The organism is Streptomyces sp. WM6386, from assembly GCF_000972385.1.
GTDB lineage: Bacteria > Actinomycetota > Actinomycetes > Streptomycetales > Streptomycetaceae > Streptomyces.
The window spans coordinates 63855-82705 of the sequence record NZ_JXTE01000012.1; the positions used below are offsets into that span (position 1 = coordinate 63855).

At 70.9% G+C, this 18851-nt stretch carries 17 protein-coding genes and 1 riboswitch; of the genes, 7 read left to right on the plus strand and 10 right to left on the minus strand.

Annotated elements, in window-relative coordinates:
* Positions 1 to 7 precede the first annotated feature (7 nt).
* A riboswitch (cobalamin riboswitch) is annotated at positions 8 to 82 on the minus strand.
* A gap of 329 nt (positions 83 to 411) precedes the next feature.
* The 5 genes from TN53_RS10005 to TN53_RS44815 form a co-directional block, all read right to left on the minus strand.
* A complete protein-coding gene (locus tag TN53_RS10005; protein WP_234441540.1) occupies positions 412 to 1506 on the minus strand; it encodes an acyltransferase family protein in 1095 nt (364 codons plus the stop codon).
* A 120-nt stretch (positions 1507 to 1626) separates the two neighbouring features.
* Positions 1627 to 2313, minus strand: a complete 687-nt coding sequence (locus tag TN53_RS10010) for a LuxR C-terminal-related transcriptional regulator (RefSeq protein WP_046258100.1) — start codon at positions 2311 to 2313, stop codon at positions 1627 to 1629.
* A gap of 105 nt (positions 2314 to 2418) precedes the next feature.
* Entirely contained in the window at positions 2419 to 3582 is a 1164-nt protein-coding gene (locus TN53_RS10015; RefSeq protein ID WP_095046407.1) for an acyl-CoA dehydrogenase family protein, read from the minus strand.
* Between the two features lie 55 nt (positions 3583 to 3637).
* Entirely contained in the window at positions 3638 to 4168 is a 531-nt protein-coding gene (locus TN53_RS10020; RefSeq protein ID WP_046258101.1) for a hypothetical protein, read from the minus strand.
* An 81-nt stretch (positions 4169 to 4249) separates the two neighbouring features.
* The gene (locus TN53_RS44815; protein ID WP_095046408.1) at positions 4250 to 4567 is read right to left on the minus strand and encodes a hypothetical protein; all 318 of its coding nucleotides are present in this window, start codon (positions 4565 to 4567) and stop codon (positions 4250 to 4252) included.
* Here TN53_RS44815 and TN53_RS10030 point away from each other — a divergent pair.
* Positions 4566 to 6992 carry an ATP-binding SpoIIE family protein phosphatase gene (locus tag TN53_RS10030; protein WP_420719092.1) on the plus strand — a complete coding sequence of 809 codons (2427 nt, stop codon included), beginning with the start codon at positions 4566 to 4568 and terminating at the stop codon, positions 6990 to 6992. The genes TN53_RS44815 and TN53_RS10030 overlap by 2 nt on opposite strands.
* Positions 6993 to 7062: 70 nt before the next feature.
* On the opposite strand, the gene TN53_RS44025 is transcribed toward TN53_RS10030, so the two are convergent.
* On the minus strand, positions 7063 to 7380 hold the full coding sequence (locus tag TN53_RS44025; RefSeq protein ID WP_052745166.1) for a hypothetical protein: 318 nt from the start codon (positions 7378 to 7380) through the stop codon (positions 7063 to 7065).
* 180 nt (positions 7381 to 7560) lie between these two features.
* On the opposite strand from TN53_RS44025, the gene TN53_RS10040 reads away from it, so the two are divergent.
* Positions 7561 to 8517 carry a zinc metalloprotease gene (locus tag TN53_RS10040; RefSeq protein ID WP_052745167.1) on the plus strand — a complete coding sequence of 319 codons (957 nt, stop codon included), beginning with the start codon at positions 7561 to 7563 and terminating at the stop codon, positions 8515 to 8517.
* Here the strand turns inward: TN53_RS10040 and TN53_RS10045 are convergent, their stop codons facing one another.
* Positions 8518 to 9447 (minus strand): LysR family transcriptional regulator, encoded by a 930-nt coding sequence (locus TN53_RS10045; RefSeq protein ID WP_046258104.1) that lies wholly within the window; start codon positions 9445 to 9447, stop codon positions 8518 to 8520.
* 50 nt (positions 9448 to 9497) lie between these two features.
* Between TN53_RS10045 and TN53_RS10050 the strand changes: the two genes are divergently transcribed.
* The gene (locus tag TN53_RS10050) at positions 9498 to 10193 is read left to right on the plus strand and encodes a type 1 glutamine amidotransferase domain-containing protein (protein WP_046258105.1); all 696 of its coding nucleotides are present in this window, start codon (positions 9498 to 9500) and stop codon (positions 10191 to 10193) included.
* A gap of 43 nt (positions 10194 to 10236) precedes the next feature.
* On the opposite strand, the gene TN53_RS10055 is transcribed toward TN53_RS10050, so the two are convergent.
* Complete coding sequence (locus TN53_RS10055) at positions 10237 to 12483, minus strand: heavy metal translocating P-type ATPase (RefSeq protein ID WP_046258106.1); 2247 nt, start codon at positions 12481 to 12483, stop codon at positions 10237 to 10239.
* Positions 12484 to 12645: 162 nt separating this feature from the next.
* Here TN53_RS10055 and TN53_RS10060 point away from each other — a divergent pair, with 162 nt between their 5' ends.
* On the plus strand, positions 12646 to 13533 hold the full coding sequence (locus TN53_RS10060) for a hypothetical protein (RefSeq protein WP_046258107.1): 888 nt from the start codon (positions 12646 to 12648) through the stop codon (positions 13531 to 13533).
* A 1-nt stretch (position 13534) separates the two neighbouring features.
* On the opposite strand, the gene TN53_RS47785 is transcribed toward TN53_RS10060, so the two are convergent.
* Both TN53_RS47785 and TN53_RS10070 read right to left on the minus strand, forming a co-directional pair.
* Entirely contained in the window at positions 13535 to 14032 is a 498-nt protein-coding gene (locus TN53_RS47785; protein ID WP_234441541.1) for an iron chelate uptake ABC transporter family permease subunit, read from the minus strand.
* A gap of 77 nt (positions 14033 to 14109) precedes the next feature.
* Entirely contained in the window at positions 14110 to 15057 is a 948-nt protein-coding gene (locus TN53_RS10070) for a methionyl-tRNA formyltransferase (RefSeq protein ID WP_046258109.1), read from the minus strand.
* 267 nt (positions 15058 to 15324) lie between these two features.
* Here TN53_RS10070 and TN53_RS10075 point away from each other — a divergent pair, with 267 nt between their 5' ends.
* Genes TN53_RS10075 through TN53_RS10085 form a run of 3 tightly spaced genes read left to right on the plus strand, consistent with a single transcriptional unit; the run spans position 15325 to position 18850 of the window.
* On the plus strand, positions 15325 to 16677 hold the full coding sequence (locus TN53_RS10075) for a lysine N(6)-hydroxylase/L-ornithine N(5)-oxygenase family protein (RefSeq protein ID WP_046258110.1): 1353 nt from the start codon (positions 15325 to 15327) through the stop codon (positions 16675 to 16677).
* A 44-nt stretch (positions 16678 to 16721) separates the two neighbouring features.
* Positions 16722 to 17780, plus strand: coding sequence for a FecCD family ABC transporter permease (locus tag TN53_RS10080; protein WP_046258111.1), 1059 nt, complete (start codon positions 16722 to 16724; stop codon positions 17778 to 17780).
* Entirely contained in the window at positions 17777 to 18850 is a 1074-nt protein-coding gene (locus TN53_RS10085) for a FecCD family ABC transporter permease (RefSeq protein WP_046258112.1), read from the plus strand. The genes TN53_RS10080 and TN53_RS10085 overlap by 4 nt, the downstream gene beginning before the upstream one ends.
* Position 18851: the final 1 nt, after the last annotated feature.

Here is an 18851-nt window from a genome sequence, read left to right on the forward strand (position 1 = left end):
CACCCACGGGCGATCGGGCTCACGCGACACACGGTCGCGCACACCGTTGCGGGTCAGCGCCGGGCTCTCACCGGACTTCCCCCGCGGGAGGCTCGGGGAGCGTAGCAAACAGAGGTGCCGACCGGCCGTGGGGGTAGGCGCAGTTGTGCCCTGCCCGGTGGACGAGCGCGTGGCGTTCCTGACCGCGGTGGCCGCACGGCCCGAACCGGCGCGTGAGCACCCGCGCTCCCGGCTGCTCACGGCCCTCGTACCGATCACCACGGCCACGGCGGCCGCGGCCGTGGTGATGATCATCACCGCGATCCCGTCGGGCGGCGAGACCCGGCTGCCGGAGGTGACCCCGCCGCCCACGGTCGCGGGCACTCACGGCCGCCGTCCTCGTTGCCCACCACCCCGGCGCCGCGCTGAGCCTCATGCGCGCAGGACGACACGCTCCCGGGTCCGGTCGCCGCGGAAGGCCCATTTCAGGTCCGGCTCCATGACGAACCGGAACGCCCTGCGCACGGGCGGTGTGCACAGCACGGTCACGATCACGGCCGCGACGATGGTGACGACGATCTCGCCGAGCGGCTCGTACAGCCAGGCGGGGTCGTACCAGCCCCAGTACTTGGAGCCCTGGGCGACGAACCCGTGCAGCAGATAGCCGTACAGCGTGCCCGCGCCCAGCGCCGTGAACCACATCCGCCGCCCGGGCACCCAGGAGAGGAAACAGGCCACCAGCAGAATCGAGCAGGCGAAGACGACCAGGGTCATGAACGGGCCGTACCAGGCGGGCGCACCGAGTTCCTGGGCGCTGTCCCGGTGGTAGAACCAGGCGCCGCTCATTCGCGGCACCGCCCAGTACGCCAGCGCGAGCGCGCTCACGAACACCGGCACCGCCGCGATCCGCACCTTCCAGCGCCGGATCAGCCGGAAGTGTTCCGGCTTCAGACACAGGCCGAGCACGAAGTACGGCAGGAACTGCAGGGTGCGCTGGAGGTCGAAGTCCTCGCCGATGGACGGTGCCGTGGTCGCCAGCATGGCGACGGCGAGGGCGAGCGGCAGCGGCCACCGTACGGAGCGCCAGACCGGGGTGGTCAGCCGCCAGATGAACAGGGCTGCCAGGAACCACGTCAGATACAGCGGCTCCTGCAGGCTGACCGGGCGGTCCGGCACCCCGTCGGTCCACCGGGTGTAGAAGGTGTACGCCGTCTCGAAGACGATGTACGGGACGGCGACCCCGGTCACCAGCCGCCTGAGCCGCTGCGGGCTCGCGTCGAAACTCCGGGAGAAGTAGCCGGCGATCACGATGAACGCGGGCATGTGGAAGGCGTAGACGAGCATGTAGAGCGCGGAGACGGCTCTGCTGCCGTCGCGCAGCGGTTCCCACGCGTGCCCCGTGGCCACCAGCACGATCGCCAGGTACTTGGCGTTGTCGAAGAACGCGTCCCGCTGTTTCACGGGCTCGGTCCGCGGTGCCGTGTCCTGCCGGGGTGCCTTGGGTGCGACGTCGGTGGCCGGGCTCACCACACCGCCCCCTGCGCACCGCGCAGGAAGTCGGCAGATACGTGTCTGACGGAAGTGGCTGCTGTGATGAGTACCTGGGACATCCCACGCGCCTGACCACTTCTCGGCGCGGCAAACCTCTCAGGCCGCCGGACGCACCAGCCCGGACTCGTAGGCGAAGGTCACCGCCTGGACGCGGGCCCGTCCGCCGATCTTGGCGAGGATGTGGCTGACATGCGATTTGACGGTGGTCGGCGCGATGGACAGCCGCGTGGCGATCTCGGCGTTCGACCAGCCGGAGGCGACGGCGGCCAGGACGTCGCGCTCCCGCTGGGTGAAGGTGTCGAGCCCCACGTCCGACGCGCTGGGCCCGAGGGGTTGCAACTGCCGGACGGTGTCGATGAGAGCGCGGGTCAGATGAGGGGTGATGACCGAGTCCCCGGTGGCCACGACGCGGATGGCGGCGATCAGCTCGCCGGGGGTGGTGTCCTGGGGGAGGAAGCCACCGGCACCGGCGCGCAGGGCGGCGTAGGCGTGACCCTCGTGGCTGGTGGGGGTGAGGACCAGGACGCGTGCCGGGCTGACGGGCTGGTCCGACACGGCGAGGGCCGGGGGCCGGGTGATCCGGCGGATCACCTCGGTGCCTTCCGTCTCATGGATACGGCCGTCCAGCAGGACGACGTCCGGGCGCAGCACGGCGGCCAGCCGGACCGCCTCGGTTCCGCTGCGGGCTTCACCGGCGACGGTCAGATCGGGCTCGGCGGCCAGCAGGATGCGCAGGCCGTGGCGTTGGAGGGACTGATCGCTGGCGATGAGTACGGAGGTCATGCCGGCTCCTTCTAAACGAAACCGTTTCGTTCACCTGGACCTCAGAATACCCCTCCGCCATCGAAACGGAGCCGTTTCCTTTGTGGTCTCGATCACCTCCTCCGCTCAGAGGAACGGCGTGCCCGGGTCCAGCCCGGCAAGGACCCGGCCGTACAGCTCCAGGTTGGTCGCCGGATTGACGAACGCATGCAGATTCAGCGCCTGCACATCCCGTACGGCCCGCTGGATCGGCACCTCCCGATGCAGGGAGGAGGCCCCGGAGGCGGAGGCGACGAGATCCACGGCCTCCTTGGCCAGCCGCGCCGCATAGCCGGTCTGCGCACGGATCTTCGCCCGCTCCTCGGTCGTGAACGGCTCACCGGCCTCGATCCGGGCGACGAGGTCGCTCGTCAGCAGTTCGGCGCAGGAGACCTTCATCGCGGCCTCGGCCGACTGGAGATGGGTGACGGCGGCCTCGTGCTGCCGCTGGTGGAAGGTGTACGCGATGCCCCGCCGGTGAATGCGTTCGGTGAACTCGGCCAGGGCGCCCCGGGCCACACCGAGCGCGTGGGACGCGGTCCAGACACAGAACATCAGCAGGACGGGCATCCGGTAGAAGGGGTCGTCGGCGCCGGCCTTCGAGGGGAACTCGCCCGCCAGCAGCGGCCCGACGGGCAGGACCCGGTGCGCGGGCACGACGACGTCGCGGGCGACGACACTGTTGCTGCCGCTCCCGGCCAGCCCCGAGACGTACCAGTCGTCGAGAACCTCCAGCTCCGCCATGGGCACGGCGGCCCACAGCACCTCGGGCGGCCCTTCACCGGCCTCGACCCGCACCGTCAGCAGATGCCAGTCGGCGTCCTGGCAGCCGGTGGCGAAGCCCGAGGTGCCGTTGACGACATAGCCCTCGTCCGTCGCGACCGCCGTGGCGTCCGGGATGAGAGTCCCGCCGACCCTCACATCGGGGCTCGTGAAGATCTCGTCCTGCGCCTCGTCGGGAAAGAGCGCGGCGATGAAGGCGCAGCCGGCCTGGATCAGCGCCGTGAACCCGGCCGAACCGCACGCGGCGGCGACCTCGGCCAACGCGTCCACCTGGGTACGCGGCCGCGTCTGATAACCGCCGTACCGCCGGGGCACGTTCATCCGGTACACCCCGGCGTCCGTCAGCGCGGCGACGACCTCGGCGGTCACCCTCCTCTGCTCCTCGGTGCGCAGCGCGTGCTCGCTGATCAACGGCCGGAGCGCGTGGACACGCGCGACGAGGTCCGCGTCGGAACGGGGTGCTGGCATGGGCGACCTCCAGTGCCCCACCGTGACGCGAAGGGGCGGAATCGTCAATGGCCCTTCAGGCAACGGGAGTTGGGATCTTCGTGCGGCCGGACGAGGTCGCCCGGAGCCTGCGACCGCGTCGGGTGGGGCCCCAGGGCTTGAGGACCGAGATCACCGTCATGAAGACGTAGGCGGACAGGGACACGATCGGCCCGAACAGCACGTCGCCGGCGTCGGGCAGCGGTCCGCCCGCGGTGACGGCCGCGACCGCGGAGTTCACCCCGGGGCGCAGGGCGAAGACCGTCGCGGTGGTCGTGGCGAGGGTCAGCCAGAACTTCGTCCAGACCCAGCGATGCCGCGCCAGACCCCACTGCGTGCCCAGCGAGAGCAACAGGCCGCTCAGGAGCGTGAGAAGCGCCAGCGGGAGCAGCAGCCAGTCCGCGAACAGCTTCATGGTCCGGACGGAGGCTTCTACGGTCACCGCCGACCCGGTGGTGGTCGCGGTGATCCCCAGCGCCAGCAGCCCGAGCGTGAGCCCGAGCCAGCCGGCGGAGGCGGTGACATGGACGACGAGGGAGGCCCGGCGGGCGGGACGTGTCAGTTTCACCCGATCCACGGTGCCGGGCCGGGGCTTTCGGGGCGTCTGACGGCGGGAGTAACCGCGCGTACTTGCCTCGGAGTACGGTGCTCAGCCCTTCGGCAGATACGCGCTCAGGGCGCTGATGAGCGCGTCGAGGGGCGGCTGCTCGGCGGAGCGGTCCGTGTGGACGGTGCGGCCGTCGAAGCGGACTTCGTACTGGAGCATGTCCGCGGCGCTCATGTTCATCGTGAAGTCCGATACGTCGTCCAGCGCCGGATCGCCGAGAAGCAGGCGCAGCTTCCTGAACTCGGCCGCGGTCGTCCGGCGTACCACCGAGCCCTTGCGGTCGTCACGGGCGTGCACCGTGCCGTCGCCCCGCAGGACCACCGACCGGCCGACCCCGGCGAAGCCGCCGCTGATGTTCATGGACACCAGCGTCTGCCCCGGGCTCCTGACGGGCACCGGCGCCGGGCTCGTGCTCGGGGACGCGGAGGCCGGCTCGGACGATGAGGCGGGCGTGGTCGACGAGGCGGGCGTGGACGCGGCGCTCGCCTCGATCTCCGTCGTTTCGGCAGCCGTACTCCCGCTGCCCTCGAAAGTGCAGCCCGCCAGCGCAACTGCGCAGACCACCACCACAGCCGCCGAAACCCTGCCGAACACGGTGCCTCCACCTCTCGATTGCCACAGCTGCAGTGTCCGTATCACGGAATCCCGCACTCCGACCCGGAAGAGGCCCGCATACGTCGACGAGCGGCGTACCGTCGTAAGAGTGGACGTCACCGCGGACCGTCTCGTGTCCCGGGCCGCGCACGCACTGAGCCGGGCGGCGGACGGGCTGATCCGTGATGTCGAGGAGTGTCTGCGCGGCGAGGTCCCCGAGTTGTGGGACGACCCCGAGGCCATGGCCTCGGCGAACATCGCCCACCATGTCGTCGGCGTACTGGACAGCCTGGAGCACGGAGTCGAGCCGAGCCGCATCGAACCGCCGGCCGCGGAGATCGAACGGGCCCGCCGGATCGCCCGGCACGGCATCCCCGTCAGCACGCTGTTGCGGGCCTTCCGCCTCGGACAGGGCGTCGTCCTGGACCGGCTGCTCCAGGAGCTGCCGCGGCTCACCGACGACGCCGAACTGATCAGCGCCGCGACCCGCGAACTGCTGGCGACGGCCACCGGCTATGTGGACCGCACGTCCGAGTACGGCGTCCTGGCCTACCAGGAGGAGCGGGAACACCGGCTGCGGGCACGGCTCTCCCTGGTCAACGAGGCGGGCCTGCGCATCGGGACCACGCTGGACATCACCCGCACCACCCAGGAACTGGCCGACCTCGCCGTCGAGCACTTCGCCGACCGGGTGACCGTGGACCTGCTCGACTCGGCCCTGCACGGACACGACGTCCTGACGGCGGAGCCGCCCGTCCTGCGCCGGATCGCCCAGCGACCGCCCGCGCAGGAACCGCGGCTCCACAGCTACCCGGCCGGATCGCCACCGGCCCGGGCCCTGGCCACCGGAGAGGCCTCCTGGAACCGTTCGACCCTGGTCGTGCCGCTGCGCGCCCGCGGCACGACCCTCGGCATCGCCCGGTTCGTCCGCGACCACACCGCAGACCCCTACGACGACGAGGACCTGCTGCTCGCCCAGGAGATCGCCGCCCGGGCCGCGGTCGCCGTCGACAACGCCCGCCGCTACACCCACGCCCGCGCCACCGCCCTCACCCTCCAGCACAGCCTGCTCCAGCAACACATGCCGCAGCAGTCCGCCGTGGAGGTCGCCTGCCGTTATCTGCCCGCCGGCGACCGGGTCGGCGTGGGCGGCGACTGGTACGACGTCATCCCGCTGTCCGGCGCCCGGGTCGCCCTCGTGGTGGGCGACGTCGTCGGGCACGGCATCCACGCCGCCGCCACCATGGGCCGGCTGCGCACCGCCGTACGCACCCTCGCCGACTTCGACCTGCCCCCCGACGAACTCCTCACGCACCTCGACGACATCGTCATCCGTCTGTCCGCCGAAGCCGCCGGAGACCCGGACGGTGAGCCCGCCGGCGACATCGGCGCGACCTGCCTCTACGCCGTCTACGACCCCGTCTCCCGGCGCTGCACCCTGGCCCGCGCGGGCCATGTGCTGCCCGTCCTGGTGACCCGCGACGGCACCGTCGAGCTCCTCGACCTGCCGCCGGGCCCGCCCCTGGGTCTGGGCGGCCTGCCCTTCGAGGCGGCGGAGGTCGACCTGGCCGAGGGCAGCCTCCTCGCCCTCTACACCGACGGACTGATCGAGGCCCGCGACCACGACGTCGAGGCGGGCCTCGACCTGCTGCGCGGCGCCCTCGCCCGGGCCGGCCCCTCCCTGGAGGCCACCTGCGACACCGTCCTGGAGGCCCTGTTGCCGACTCGCCCGGACGACGACGTCGCCCTCCTCCTCGCCCGCACCCACGCCCTGGGCGTCCGTCAGGTCGCCACCTGGGATCTGGAGGCCGACCCCGCCGCCGTCGGCCGGGCCCGCGCGGACGTCGCCCGGCAACTACGGATCTGGGGCCTGGAGGAGCTCGACTTCACCACCGAACTGGTCGTCAGCGAACTGGTCACCAACGCCATCCGCTACGGCCGGCCCCCCATCCAGCTGCGTCTCATCCACGACCGGGGCCTGCTGTGCGAGGTCTCCGACGCCGGCGGCACCACCCCGCACCTGCGCCGGGCCCGCACCTTCGACGAGGGCGGCCGCGGACTGTTCCTGGTCGCCCAGCTCGCCGAGCACTGGGGCACCCGCCACGCCTCCCACGGAAAGACGGTCTGGGCCGAACTCAACGAGTCCGACGAGGCGCTCCAGACGTTGCTGAAGGTCACCGTGTCAGAATGAACGCCCGTTCGTTCCCCGTCGATGTGGGCAGCGCGACGGCGTGATCGGACGGCACCAGGAAGGGCGTCGATCAGTCGGGGGCCCGTACCTTGAGCACCTGATCGTCGACGTACAGGACCTCCAACTGGCGGTCCGCGCCGGGGACGCTGAGCGCGAGCCGATGCCCCTCCGGGTCCGCCGTCGCCCAGCGGCCGGTGCGCCGCCCGGGTGCGTCGGTGCGGCCGAGGGGGCGGTCGGTGAAGGTGCCGTCCGCGGCGAACTCCAGCCCCCGGCGGCCACGTGCGGGCGGCAGCGGATAGCCCGCCGGGCGGTACACCGTGACGCCGGGGGAGTCCTCCTCGTACGCATGCACCCATGTTCCGATCAGTTCCGGCGGCGGACCGCTCATGGCCGGGCACCTCCTGATCTGTGGCAGGTTGGACCGATACGGAAGGCAACGCCGTACTTACGGCGGAATTTGCGATTCTGCTTACCGTGTCCGTTCCGTCGCCCTACGGTAAACCTCAACGGGCCCGCTCCACCCTCACTTCCGCGCCGTTGCGGTGCGGCCATCTCCAGGCGGTGCAGCGTGCCCGAGAACGAGACCGACGAGACCACCCCCGCCCCCGCACACCGTGTCTGCGGCACGATGCCGGTGCACCGGCGGCTGCTGACCGAGGACCCCTCGTACGCCATGGTGCGGGACGAGGTGGAGAACCGGGCCTTCGCCTTCGAGCAGGGTCTTCGGACGCCGGCCCGCGTCGGTGTGACCGTCATCCCCGTCGTGGTGCACGTCATCCACCACACCTCCGAGCAGGACATCGGCGACGACCAGATCGCCGGCCAGATCGACGTCCTCAACCAGGACTACCGGATGCTCAATGCGGACGTCGCGCAGGTGCCCGCCGTCTGGAAGGACCTCGCCGCCGACTGCCGCATCGGGTTCCGGCTCGCCGACCAGGACCCCGACGGGCGGCCCACCAGCGGTATCACCCGCACGCAGACCGCGACGGACACCTTCGGGATGGACGACGCGATCAAGTTCACGGCGGGCGGTGGCCAGGACGCCTGGCCCGCCGACCAGTACCTCAACTTCTGGGTGGCTCCGCGCCTCTTCGACCCCCAGGTCGGGGAGATCCTCGGCTACGCCCAGTTCCCGGGTGGCGCCGCCGCCACCGACGGAGTCGTCATCACCCACAGTTTCGTCGGTACGACGGGCACCGCGTCGCCCCCGTTCAACCTCGGCCGCACCGCCACCCACGAGGTGGGTCACTGGCTCAACCTCTTCCACATCTGGGGCGACGACGGCCAGGGGTGCAGCGGCAGCGACTTCGTCGCCGACACCCCCAACGCGGGCGGCCCCAACTTCGGCAGGCCCACTTTCCCCCATGTGACGTGCAACAACGCCCCCGACGGGGACATGTTCGTCAACTACATGGACTACACCGACGACGTGGCCATGTTCATGTTCACCCAGGGGCAGGCGGCCCGCATGGACGCCACTCTGGAGGGCCCGCGCTCGTCGTTCCTCCGGGAGAACGCGTAGTCACCAGTCCCGGGCGGCCCGCAGCAGATGATCGCGGACCAATGCCACGTGCGGGTTGCGGGCGGCGCCCGGGCGTTGCACGAGGAAGCCGGTGTTGATGGGCGGGTCGTCCGGATCGTGGAGCAGGACGAGCGCGCCCGAGGCCAGCTCGGCCGCGCACAGATAGCGGGGGAGCACCGAGAACCCCGCACCGCCCATGACCGCTCCTTTCACCGCGTTCAGGTCGGGCATCGTGAGCGCGGGGTCACGCGCCAGACGCTTGCCGAAGACATGCCGCCAGTAGCGGCGCACGATGGGCAGGTCCTCGGCATACGCGACCAGGGGGACGCCGTGCAGCGCGGCCGCCCCCTCCGCCGCGACCCGGGCCGCAGAGCCGATCCGATCCGCCCGCTCGGGGGCGGCGACCAGCACGAACTCCTCGTCGTTGAGGGCCACCGAGGTCAGGGTGCGCCCACGCGGCCGGAAGGTGGCGATCACCAGGTCATGGCGGCCCGCGCGCAGATCCTCCAGGAGCGGCTCGGTCAGACCGGGGGTCACGCGCAGCCGTACGCCCGACTCCACCAGCGGCGCGATACCGGGCAGGACGGAGACGGTGAGGAACTCGGCCGGGCCGGCGAGGTGCACAGGCTCGGCCGGGGCGTCGTCCGCCCCCGTGACCGTGGCGAGCGAGTCCAGGGGGTCGACGATCCGGGCGGCGAGCTCGTCCGCGTAGGGCGCGGGCGCGACACCGCGGGCCAGCCGCTCGAACAGCTCGCGGCCCAATTGGCGCTCCAGAGCGCGGATCTGGGTGGTGACCGTGGGCTGGGACAGGCCGAGGAGCCGGGCTGCGGCGGTGAAGGAGCCGGTGCGGTACACGGTCAGGAACGTGCGGAGCAGATTCAGGTCCAACGGTGCCGCGACCGGGTGGTGATTGGATTCCCTATCTCTCACATACGTGAGCCTATTGGATTCCTATGGGTGGATCGACTTACCGTCAGAGCATGGCAAAGATCCTCTTCGTAATCACCGGCGTCGACCACTGGACGCTGGCCGACGGCACTCAGCACCCCACCGGCTTCTGGGGCGAGGAGGCCGTCGCCCCCTACGAGGCCTTCAAGGCCGCCGGTCACGAGATCACCGTGGCCACCCCCGGTGGCGTCGTCCCCACCGTCGACAAGGGCAGCCTCGCCGCCGAGGTCAACGGCGGTCAGGAGAACGCCGACCGGATCGCGGGCGTCATCGCCGCGGCGACCGAGATCCAGAACCCGATCCGCCTGGAGGACGTGCACCTGGACGACTACGCCGCCGTCTTCTACCCCGGCGGCCACGGCCCCATGGAGGACCTCGCGGTCAACACCGACTCCGGTGAACTGCTCACCAGCGCCCTGGAGTCCGGCAAGCCCCTCGGCGTCGTCTGCCACGCCCCGGCCGCGCTGCTCGCCGCGGTCAAGGCCGACGGAACCAACTCCTTCGCCGGGTACCGGATCGCCGCCTTCACCAACGACGAGGAGACCCAGGCCGGCTTCGCCGACAAGGCCAAGTGGCTCCTCCAGGACCGGCTGACCGAGGCCGGCGTCCAGGTCCAGGTGGGCGAGCCGTGGGTGCCGAAGGTCGTGGTCGACCGCAACCTGGTCACCGGTCAGAACCCGGCGTCCTCGGCCCCGCTGGCCGTGGAGCTCCTGAAGAAGCTGGGCTGAGTCCACCGGAGTGCCGGACCATCGCGATGGTCCGGCACTCCGCTCACTCGGCCGCCCTGAACGACCGCAGCCGCAGCGAGTTCCCCACCACGAACACCGACGAGAACGCCATCGCCGCCCCGGCCAGCATCGGGTTCAGCAGCCCCGCCGCGGCCAGCGGCAGCGCGGCCACGTTGTAGGCGAAGGCCCAGAACAGGTTGGACCGGATCGTGCCGAGGGTCCGGCGGGCGAGCCTGATCGCGTCCGCCGCCGCGCGCAGGTCGCCGCGGACCAGGGTCAGGTCACCGGCCTCGATCGCCGCGTCCGTGCCCGTGCCCATGGCCAGCCCCAGGTCCGCCCGGGCGAGCGCGGCCGCGTCGTTGACGCCGTCGCCGACCATCGCGACCGAACGGCCCTCGCCCTGAAGCCGCTTGACGACATCGACCTTGTCCTGCGGCAGCACCTCGGCGATCACGTCCTGCGGCGCGATACCGACCTCGCGGGCGACGGCCCGCGCCACCGCCTCGTTGTCACCGGTCAGCAGGATCGGGGTCAGACCCAGCGCCCGCAGCCGCGTGATCGCCTCCGCGCTGGTCTCCTTCACCGCGTCGGCCACTTCGAGGACCGCCCGCGCCTCGCCGTCCCAGGCGACCGCGACGACCGTACGACCGGACGCCTCGGCCGCCGCCTTCAACCCGGCCAGCTCCAGGGGCAGTTCCATCGCCCAGTCGCCCAGCAGCCGCTCTCGGCCGACGAGTACCGCACGGCCCTCGACGATGCCCTGCACGCCGAGCCCCGGTACGTTAGCGAAGTCCTCGGGCGTGGGCAGCGCACCCACCTTCTCCAGCGCCCCGTCGGCCACCGCCCGGGCGATCGGGTGCTCCGAGGCGTGCTCCAACGCGCCCGCCAGCCGCAGGACTTCGGCCTCCTCCGCACCCTGCGCGGTGTGCACGGCCAGCAGCGTCATGCGGCCCGTGGTGACCGTGCCCGTCTTGTCGAGGACGATGGTGTCGACCTTGCGCGTGGACTCCAGGACCTCCGGACCCTTGATGAGGATCCCGAGCTGCGCGCCGCGCCCCGTGCCCACCAGCAGCGCGGTCGGCGTCGCCAACCCCAGGGCGCACGGGCAGGCGATGATCAGCACGGCGACCGCGGCGGTGAAGGCTGCCGTCAGGCCGGCCCCGTTGCCGAGCCAGAAGCCGAGGGTGCCCAGCGCGAGGGCGATCACGATCGGCACGAACACGGCGGAGATCCGGTCCGCCAGCCGCTGAGCCGCCGCCTTACCGTTCTGAGCGTCCTCCACCAGCTTCGCCATCCGCGCCAACTGCGTGTCCGAGCCGACCCGGGTCGCCTCGACGACGAGCCGTCCGCCGACGTTGACCGTGGCACCGGCGACCGTGTCACCCTGGGCGACCTCCACCGGCACGGACTCGCCGGTCAGCATCGACGCGTCCACCGCCGACGAGCCCTCGACCACGGTCCCGTCGGTCGCGATCTTCTCGCCCGGGCGGACGACAAAGTGGGTGCCGACCTTCAACTCACCTACCAGAACGGTCTGTTCACTGCCGTCGGCCCGTAGCACGGTGACGTCCTTCGCGCCCAGCTCCAGCAGCGCCCGCAGCGCCGCGCCCGCCTTCCGCTTGGACCGTGCCTCGAAGTACCGCCCGGCCAGGATGAAGGCGGTGACTCCCGCGGCGGCCTCCAGGTAGATGTTCCCGGCACCGTCACCGCGAGCGATCGTCAGCTCGAAGGGGTGCGTCATACCCGGAGTCCCCGCGGTCCCGAGGAACAGCGCCCACAGCGACCAGCCGAACGCGGCCAGCGTGCCGACCGAGATCAGCGTGTCCATCGTCGCCGCACCGTGCCGCGCGTTGGTGAACGCCGCCTTGTGGAAGGGCCATGCGGCATAGGTCACCACGGGCGCGGCGAGGGTCAGCGAGAGCCACTGCCAGTACTCGAACTGCAGGGCCGGGATCATGGCCATCGCGACGACGGGGGCGGCGAGGAGCGTCGCGGTGACCAACCGCTCGCGCAGCGAACGCAGTTCGTGGTCCACCGGCTCGCTCGAGGGTTCCTCCGGCACGGGTTCCTGTGCGGTGTACCCGGTCTTCTCGACGGTCGCTATCAGGTCCTGCACGGTGACCTCGCCGCCGTAGGAGACCTTCGCCTTCTCGGTGGCGTAGTTGACGGTCGCGGTCACCCCGGGCATGCGGTTCAGCTTCTTCTCGATGCGTGCGGCGCACGAGGCACAGGTCATGCCGCCGATGACGAGCTCTGCCTCGGCAGGGGCTCCGGTCGCGGTGGTGGTCATCGATGCTCCTCGATACGGGGCGGGGGTATGTACGTCGCGCTGCTCTGTATACCCGTAGGGGGTATCGATCGCAAGTCTTGACTTTATACCCCCCAGGGGTATGGTCGACAGTGTTCGAGGCCCCGTATCCGAGTCGGCGGCCGTGATCTCCAGGGGCTGGTCATGCGTGCTGGACTCAAGATCTCCGCATTCGCCGCCGCGCTCGCCGCGACGTTCGGCACCGCGTACGGCGTGGGGCAGGGCATCGACCCCCTGGTGACGGAGAGGGCGCCGGAGTCCCATGGGAGTCACGAGGGGGCTCAGGCCGATGGTGCGGCGGAGTCACCCGCCGGCGGCCTCCAGGTCTCCGAGGGCGGTTATGCCCTCGACCTGGAGACCCCGAGCGTCACCGCCGGACGGCGGTCCGACCTGCGGTTCGTCATCCGGGACTCCGCGGGCCGCGCCGTCACGGCGTACGAGCGGGAGAACACCAAGGAACTCCACCTCATCATCGCCTCACGCGACCTCGGCACCTATCGGCATGTCCACCCCGCCCGCGCCGCCGACGGCACCTGGAGCATCCCCGTCGAACTGCCCCGCGCGGGCGACTACCGGGTCCTCGCCGACTTCACCCCGGCGAAGAAGGGCGTGGAGAACCTCGCCCTCGGTGCGGACCTCGCGGTCGCGGGCGCGTACGAGCCGCAGCGGCTCCCGGCGGCGACCGACACCGCGGACGTCGACGGCTACCAGGTCCGGCTGACCGGCGGCCTGACCCCGCGCACCGCGAGCGAACTGAAACTCACGGTCTTCCGTGCCGGCAGGCCCGTCACCGACCTTCAGCCCTACCTCGGCGCCTACGGCCACCTCGTCGCCCTGCGCTCCGGCGACCTGGCCTATCTGCACGTTCACCCCCATGGCCGGCCGGAGCCCGGTCCGGCTGTGTCCTTCGAGGCCACCGCGCCCAGCAGGGGCACGTACCGGCTGTTCCTCGACTTCAAGCACGACGGCCAGGTGCGCACGGCCGCGTTCACTGTGCGGGCCGGTGAACAGGCCGAGGCGCACGGCCACTGACTCAGATCCGGCCCGGCCGCCGCTGCCGTCGCAGCAGCCCTCCAGACGAGGAAGGCGCCGGTGCAGGTGGCGGCCCGAAGGTTGGGGCCCGGCGCCCGGGTGAGGCGCCGGGCCGGCTGCGGTGCGATGAGGCCACGAAGGGGATCGGGCCGGCCGCGGCGGTGGCCACCGCGCAGGCGGCCGTGCCGAGGACGAGGATCAGCAGCCGGGTGCGCTGGACGGGGACCCCGAGCCCGGCGACACCGAGCGCGACACCGGCGGCACTGCCGGCCAGGGTGCGGGGGACGCGGACGTCCCAGATCACGGAGCTCGCCGTGGAGCCGTCGTCGTGGAACAGGGCGTTGACGACCGTGGACAGCGGCAGCGAGCGTGAGCCGATCGCCAGGCTGAGCATGGCTGCCGCGATCAGCAGAAGCCGGCCGCCGAACGCGGCGAACGTGCGGAGGGAGTTCCGGCGCCGACGCGCCGGCCGGTCCTGCCCGACAAGTGCCGCTGCCACGGCGTCAGTTGCCACCATGACCCTCCGCGCGGTGCGGCGAGGACCGGCCGACTGCCGTCGGTGAGGTCGACTGTCGCTCAGGGCTGGTTGGTCAGATAGCCGCCCATGGACGTGAAGTACTCCGCGGCGGGCAACTCCCGTCCGTCCTCGGTCCGTACCCGGGTGATGGCGAGCCCGTGGTTGCGGCCCGTCCGGGCGTCGGCTCCGGCGACGATGACGACGCCGTCGCCCTCGCGGTAGAAGATGCGGCCGGGCGTGCCGCCGTACCGGCCCTCGGACACGACCGCGGCGAGGACCTCGAGCCGCTTTCCCCTGTGGTGGGTGAAGGCGCTGGGGTACGGCTCCGACTGGGCGCGGACCAGGCGCTCGAGGTCCTCGGCCGGCCAGGTCCAGTCGATGCGGCTGTCGTCGATGGAGCGCTTGTGGAAGAAGCTCGCCCGGGACCGGTCCTGCCGGGTGAACTCCGTCTGTCCGGAGGCGATGAGGTCGAGTGCGCCGATGGTGACCGGGGCGATCAGGTCGACCGTCCGGTGGAAGAGGTCGGTGGCGGTGTCCGTCGGTCCCACCGGAACCGCCTCCTGGCGCACGATGTCGCCGGCGTCCAGTTCCTGGTTCATCAGGTGGGCGGTGACGCCGACTTCGGACTCGCCGTTGATCAGCGCCCAGATCAGCGGAGAGAACCCGGCGTACTCCGGCAGCAGTGAGTCGTGCACGTTGAGTGTGCCGTGGCGCGGGAGGCCGAAGATGCGCGGTGGGATCCAGGTGCGCCAGTTGTTGGCCACGATGATGTCCGGGTCGGCCTCCTTGAGACGCTCGAACAGCTCCTCGTCGTCGGGGCGGTTGCGCAGCAGCACCGGGACGCCGTGCTCCTCGGCCAGGTCGGCGACCGAGTCGCTCCAGATCTTCTCGTACGCGTGCTCGCTCTTGGGGTGCGTCACGACCAGCACCACGTCGTGCTCGGAATCCAGCAGGGCTCTCAGGGTCCGGTGCCCCCAGGTCTGATAGCCGAACATGACGACCCGCATGCGCTTCCTCCTCGGAGCAGGGGACTGGCCGCGCCAGTAAAGCAAGCCTTACCTAAGCACGCAACGGCGCTCGTTGGGGCGCATGTTGAGGAGCGGTGCGCCCCTCGACGCCTGGTTTGCCTATCGACAGCTTCACGGGATCAGCTTAGCCTTGCCTAAGTTTCGGGCCGCGACGGCTGTCGATGTGCCCGATTTCCGGACTTCCCGCGCTCGACAATCGGACGCCACCCCACCCCAGGGCGGCCGACCCCGCACGATGGGAGTGACATGGCACAGGCTCTTCCTGACGACGCATCACTGATCCACGACCTCATAGGCGTTGGCTTCGGCCCCTCCAACGTGGCCATGGCGATCGCGCTCAACGAGCACAACGCACGCGTCGACAGACAGGAAGTGGTCAGCGCTCACTTCTTCGAGCAGCAGCCCAGCTTCGGCTGGCACCGCGGCATGCTGATCGACGACGCGACCATGCAGGTGTCCTTCCTCAAGGACCTGGTGACGCTCCGCAACCCGTCCAGCGAGTACAGCTTCCTCTGCTATCTGAAGAGCAAGGGCCGGCTGATCGACTTCATCAACCACAAGAACCTCTTCCCCCTGCGGGTGGAGTTCCACGACTACTTCGAGTGGGCCGCCGCCCAGGTCGACGACATGATCTCCTACGGCCACGAGGTCGTCGCCGTCACACCGGTCACCCGCGACGGAGTCGTGGAGTACCTGGATGTGACGGTCCGTTCGGCGGAGGGGCTCTCGCTCCACCGGGCCCGCAACCTGGTCCTCGGCACCGGTCTGCGCCCCCTCATGCCCGAGGGTGTGGCGCGCACCGATCGCGTCTGGCACAACGCCGAACTGCTCACGAAGATCGAGGCCCTGGAAGGCGGTTCGCCCTCCCGGTTCATCGTCGTGGGTGCCGGGCAGAGCGCCGCCGAGAACGTCGCCCACCTGCATCGGCGCTTTCCCCGGGCCGAGATCTGTGGCGTCTTCTCCCGCTACGGCTACAGCCCCGCCGATGACAGTGGCTTCGCCAACCGCATCTTCGACCCTTCGGCGGTGGACGACTACTTCACGGCGCCCGACGAGGTCAAACGCAGCCTCATGGACTACCACGGCAACACCAACTACTCCGTGGTGGACATCGATCTGATCGACGATCTGTACCGGCGGATGTATCAGGAGAAGGTCCTCGGGACCGAGCGGCTGCGCTTTCTCAACGTCTCCCGCCTCATCGATGTCGACGAGCGACCGGACAAGGTCCGCGCCACGGTGAAGTCGCTCGTCACCGGCGAGGAAACTCCCTTGGACGCCGACGTCCTGGTCTGTGCGACCGGCTACAGCCCCGCCGATCCGCTCCGGCTCCTCGGGGAGATCGCGGACCGCTGCCATAGCGACGACGAGGGCCGGGTCCGCGTCGAACGCGACTACCGCATCGCGACCCACCCCGAGCTGCGCTGCGGCATCTACCTGCAAGGCGGCACCGAACACACGCACGGCATCACCTCCGACCTGCTGTCCAACACCGCGATCAGGGTCGGCGAGATCCTCGACTCGATCCTCGACCGGAGCCTGAAGACGGCGTCCGACGAGGCACGTCCGATCGCGGACGGGATCGGCACGGCCCGCTAGCCACGCTCAACGGCCGTGACCTCGAAGGGATAACGTACGTCCGCATGAGCACGACTGCGGTGGAGCGCCCCGCGCCGGCGGGCCCAACTGAGGCCCGTCGGCACCGAGTTGTGGGCCTGGCGGGCCTGCTGGTGCTCCTCGTGATCGCGGCGGCCGTGTCCCTCGCCGTCGGTGCCCGCGCGTTGAGTCCCGCCGAGGTGTGGCACGGGCTGTTCGCGGCGCCGGAGTCCGACCAACGGCTCACCGAGATCAGGCTCATCGTCCAGACGGTGCGAGTGCCCCGGACGGTGCTCGCCGTCGTGGCGGGCATCGCCCTGGGGATCGGCGGAGCGCTGATCCAGGGCTACACCCGCAACCCGATCGCCGACACGGGCCTGTTGGGGGTGAACGCCGGTGCCTCGTTCGCCGTGATGGTCGCGATCACGCTGTTCGGGCTCACCAACCCGTTTCAGTACGTCTGGTTCGCCTTCCTGGGTTCGGCGCTCGCCGGTGTCGTCGTGTTCGGGCTGTCGAGCCTGGGCCGGGGAGCCGGCAACCCGTTGACGCTCGCCCTGGCCGGTCAGGGTGTCGCGGTGTTCCTCGCGGCGATGACCACAGCGGTCTCGCTGACGGATCAGGCGGCGCTGAACGCACTGCGGTTCTGGAACGCGGGCTCCGTGGCGGGCGTCGGATTCGGCGTCATCTGGCCGGTGACCGCGTTCATCGCGGTCGGACTGGTGCTGGCGGTGGTCACGCTGCCGGCCGTCAATCTGCTCAACCTGGGAGAGGACGTGGCGCGCGGGCTCGGCGTGAACATCGCGCTGAGCCGGACCGTGGGCATCGTCGCCATCACCCTGCTGGCGGGCGCGGCGACCGCGGCCTGCGGCCCCATCGCGTTCCTCGGGCTCATGGTGGCGCACCTGGCCCGCTATCTGACCGGGCCGGACTACCGCTGGCTGGTGCCGTACGCGGGTCTGCTCGGCGCCGTCGTCCTGCTGGTGTGCGACATCGTGGGCCGCCTGGTGGTACGGCCGGGCGAACTGGAGGCGGGGGTCGTGGTCGCCCTGCTCGGTGCCCCCTTCTTCGCGGCTCTGGTGTGGCTCGGAAAGTTCAAGAACGCATGAACGGGACAGAAGTGAAGCCAGTGCTGGCGCCGGGCGTGCGGCTCGGCCGGATGTCGTTCGTCTGGCGGCCCTGGATCGTGTCCGTCACGCTGCTCCTGGCGACGGCGACCTTCCTGTTGTTCTGTCTGTCGATCGGTGTGGGGGACTTCCCGATCGGCCTGGACAGGGTGATCGCCACGATCCTCGGCCGGGGCGAGCCGGTCGACGAGTTCGTGATCATGGATCTGCGGATGCCGCGCGCCCTGGCCGGGCTCGTCGTGGGCATCGCGCTGGGGGTGTCCGGAGCGATTACGCAGTCCATCGCGCGCAATCCGCTCGCCAGTCCGGACGTGCTGGGGATCACCTCGGGCGCCAGTGCGGTCGCCGTGTTCCTGGTGACCGTCTCCGGTGGTGCCGCCACGGCGGTCGTCGACTCCGTGGGGCTGTCGGCGGCGGCGCTCGCCGGCGGTCTCGGCACGGGCCTGCTGGTCTACCTCCTGGCGTGGCGGCGGGGCATCGACGGACTCCGGCTGATCCTCATCGGCATCTCCGTGACCGCCGTGATGCAGGCGATCACCACCTGGCTGCTGGCCACGGCCGACATCGGGGACGTGGCCCGCGCCCAGGCCTGGCTGGTCGGCTCGCTGGACAACCGGTCGTGGGACGAGGTGTGGATCGCCCTGTGGTGCACGCTCGGCCTGCTGGCCGTCGTCTCCTGCGTGGCCTTCCAGTTCAAGCCGATGCACTTCGGTGACGAGATCGCCGCGGTCCTCGGCGTCCGGTACGCGAGGGTGCGGGCGGTCCTGCTGCTGTGCGCGGTCCTGCTGGCCGGTGTGGCGGTGAGCGCGGCGGGCCCGGTCCCGTTCGTCGCGCTGGTGGCCCCGCAGGTGGCCATGCGTCTGACGAGGTGTCCGACGCCGCCGCTGGTGGCCTCCGGAGTCGTGGGGGCGCTCCTGCTGATCGGCGCGGACCTCGTCGCGCGCACGGCGCTGCCGGTCTCGCTCCCGGTCGGTGTGGTCACCGCCGCGATCGGCGGGCCCTTCCTCGTGTATCTGCTGGTGCGGGCGAACCTCCGACAGGGTTCGCAGTAAA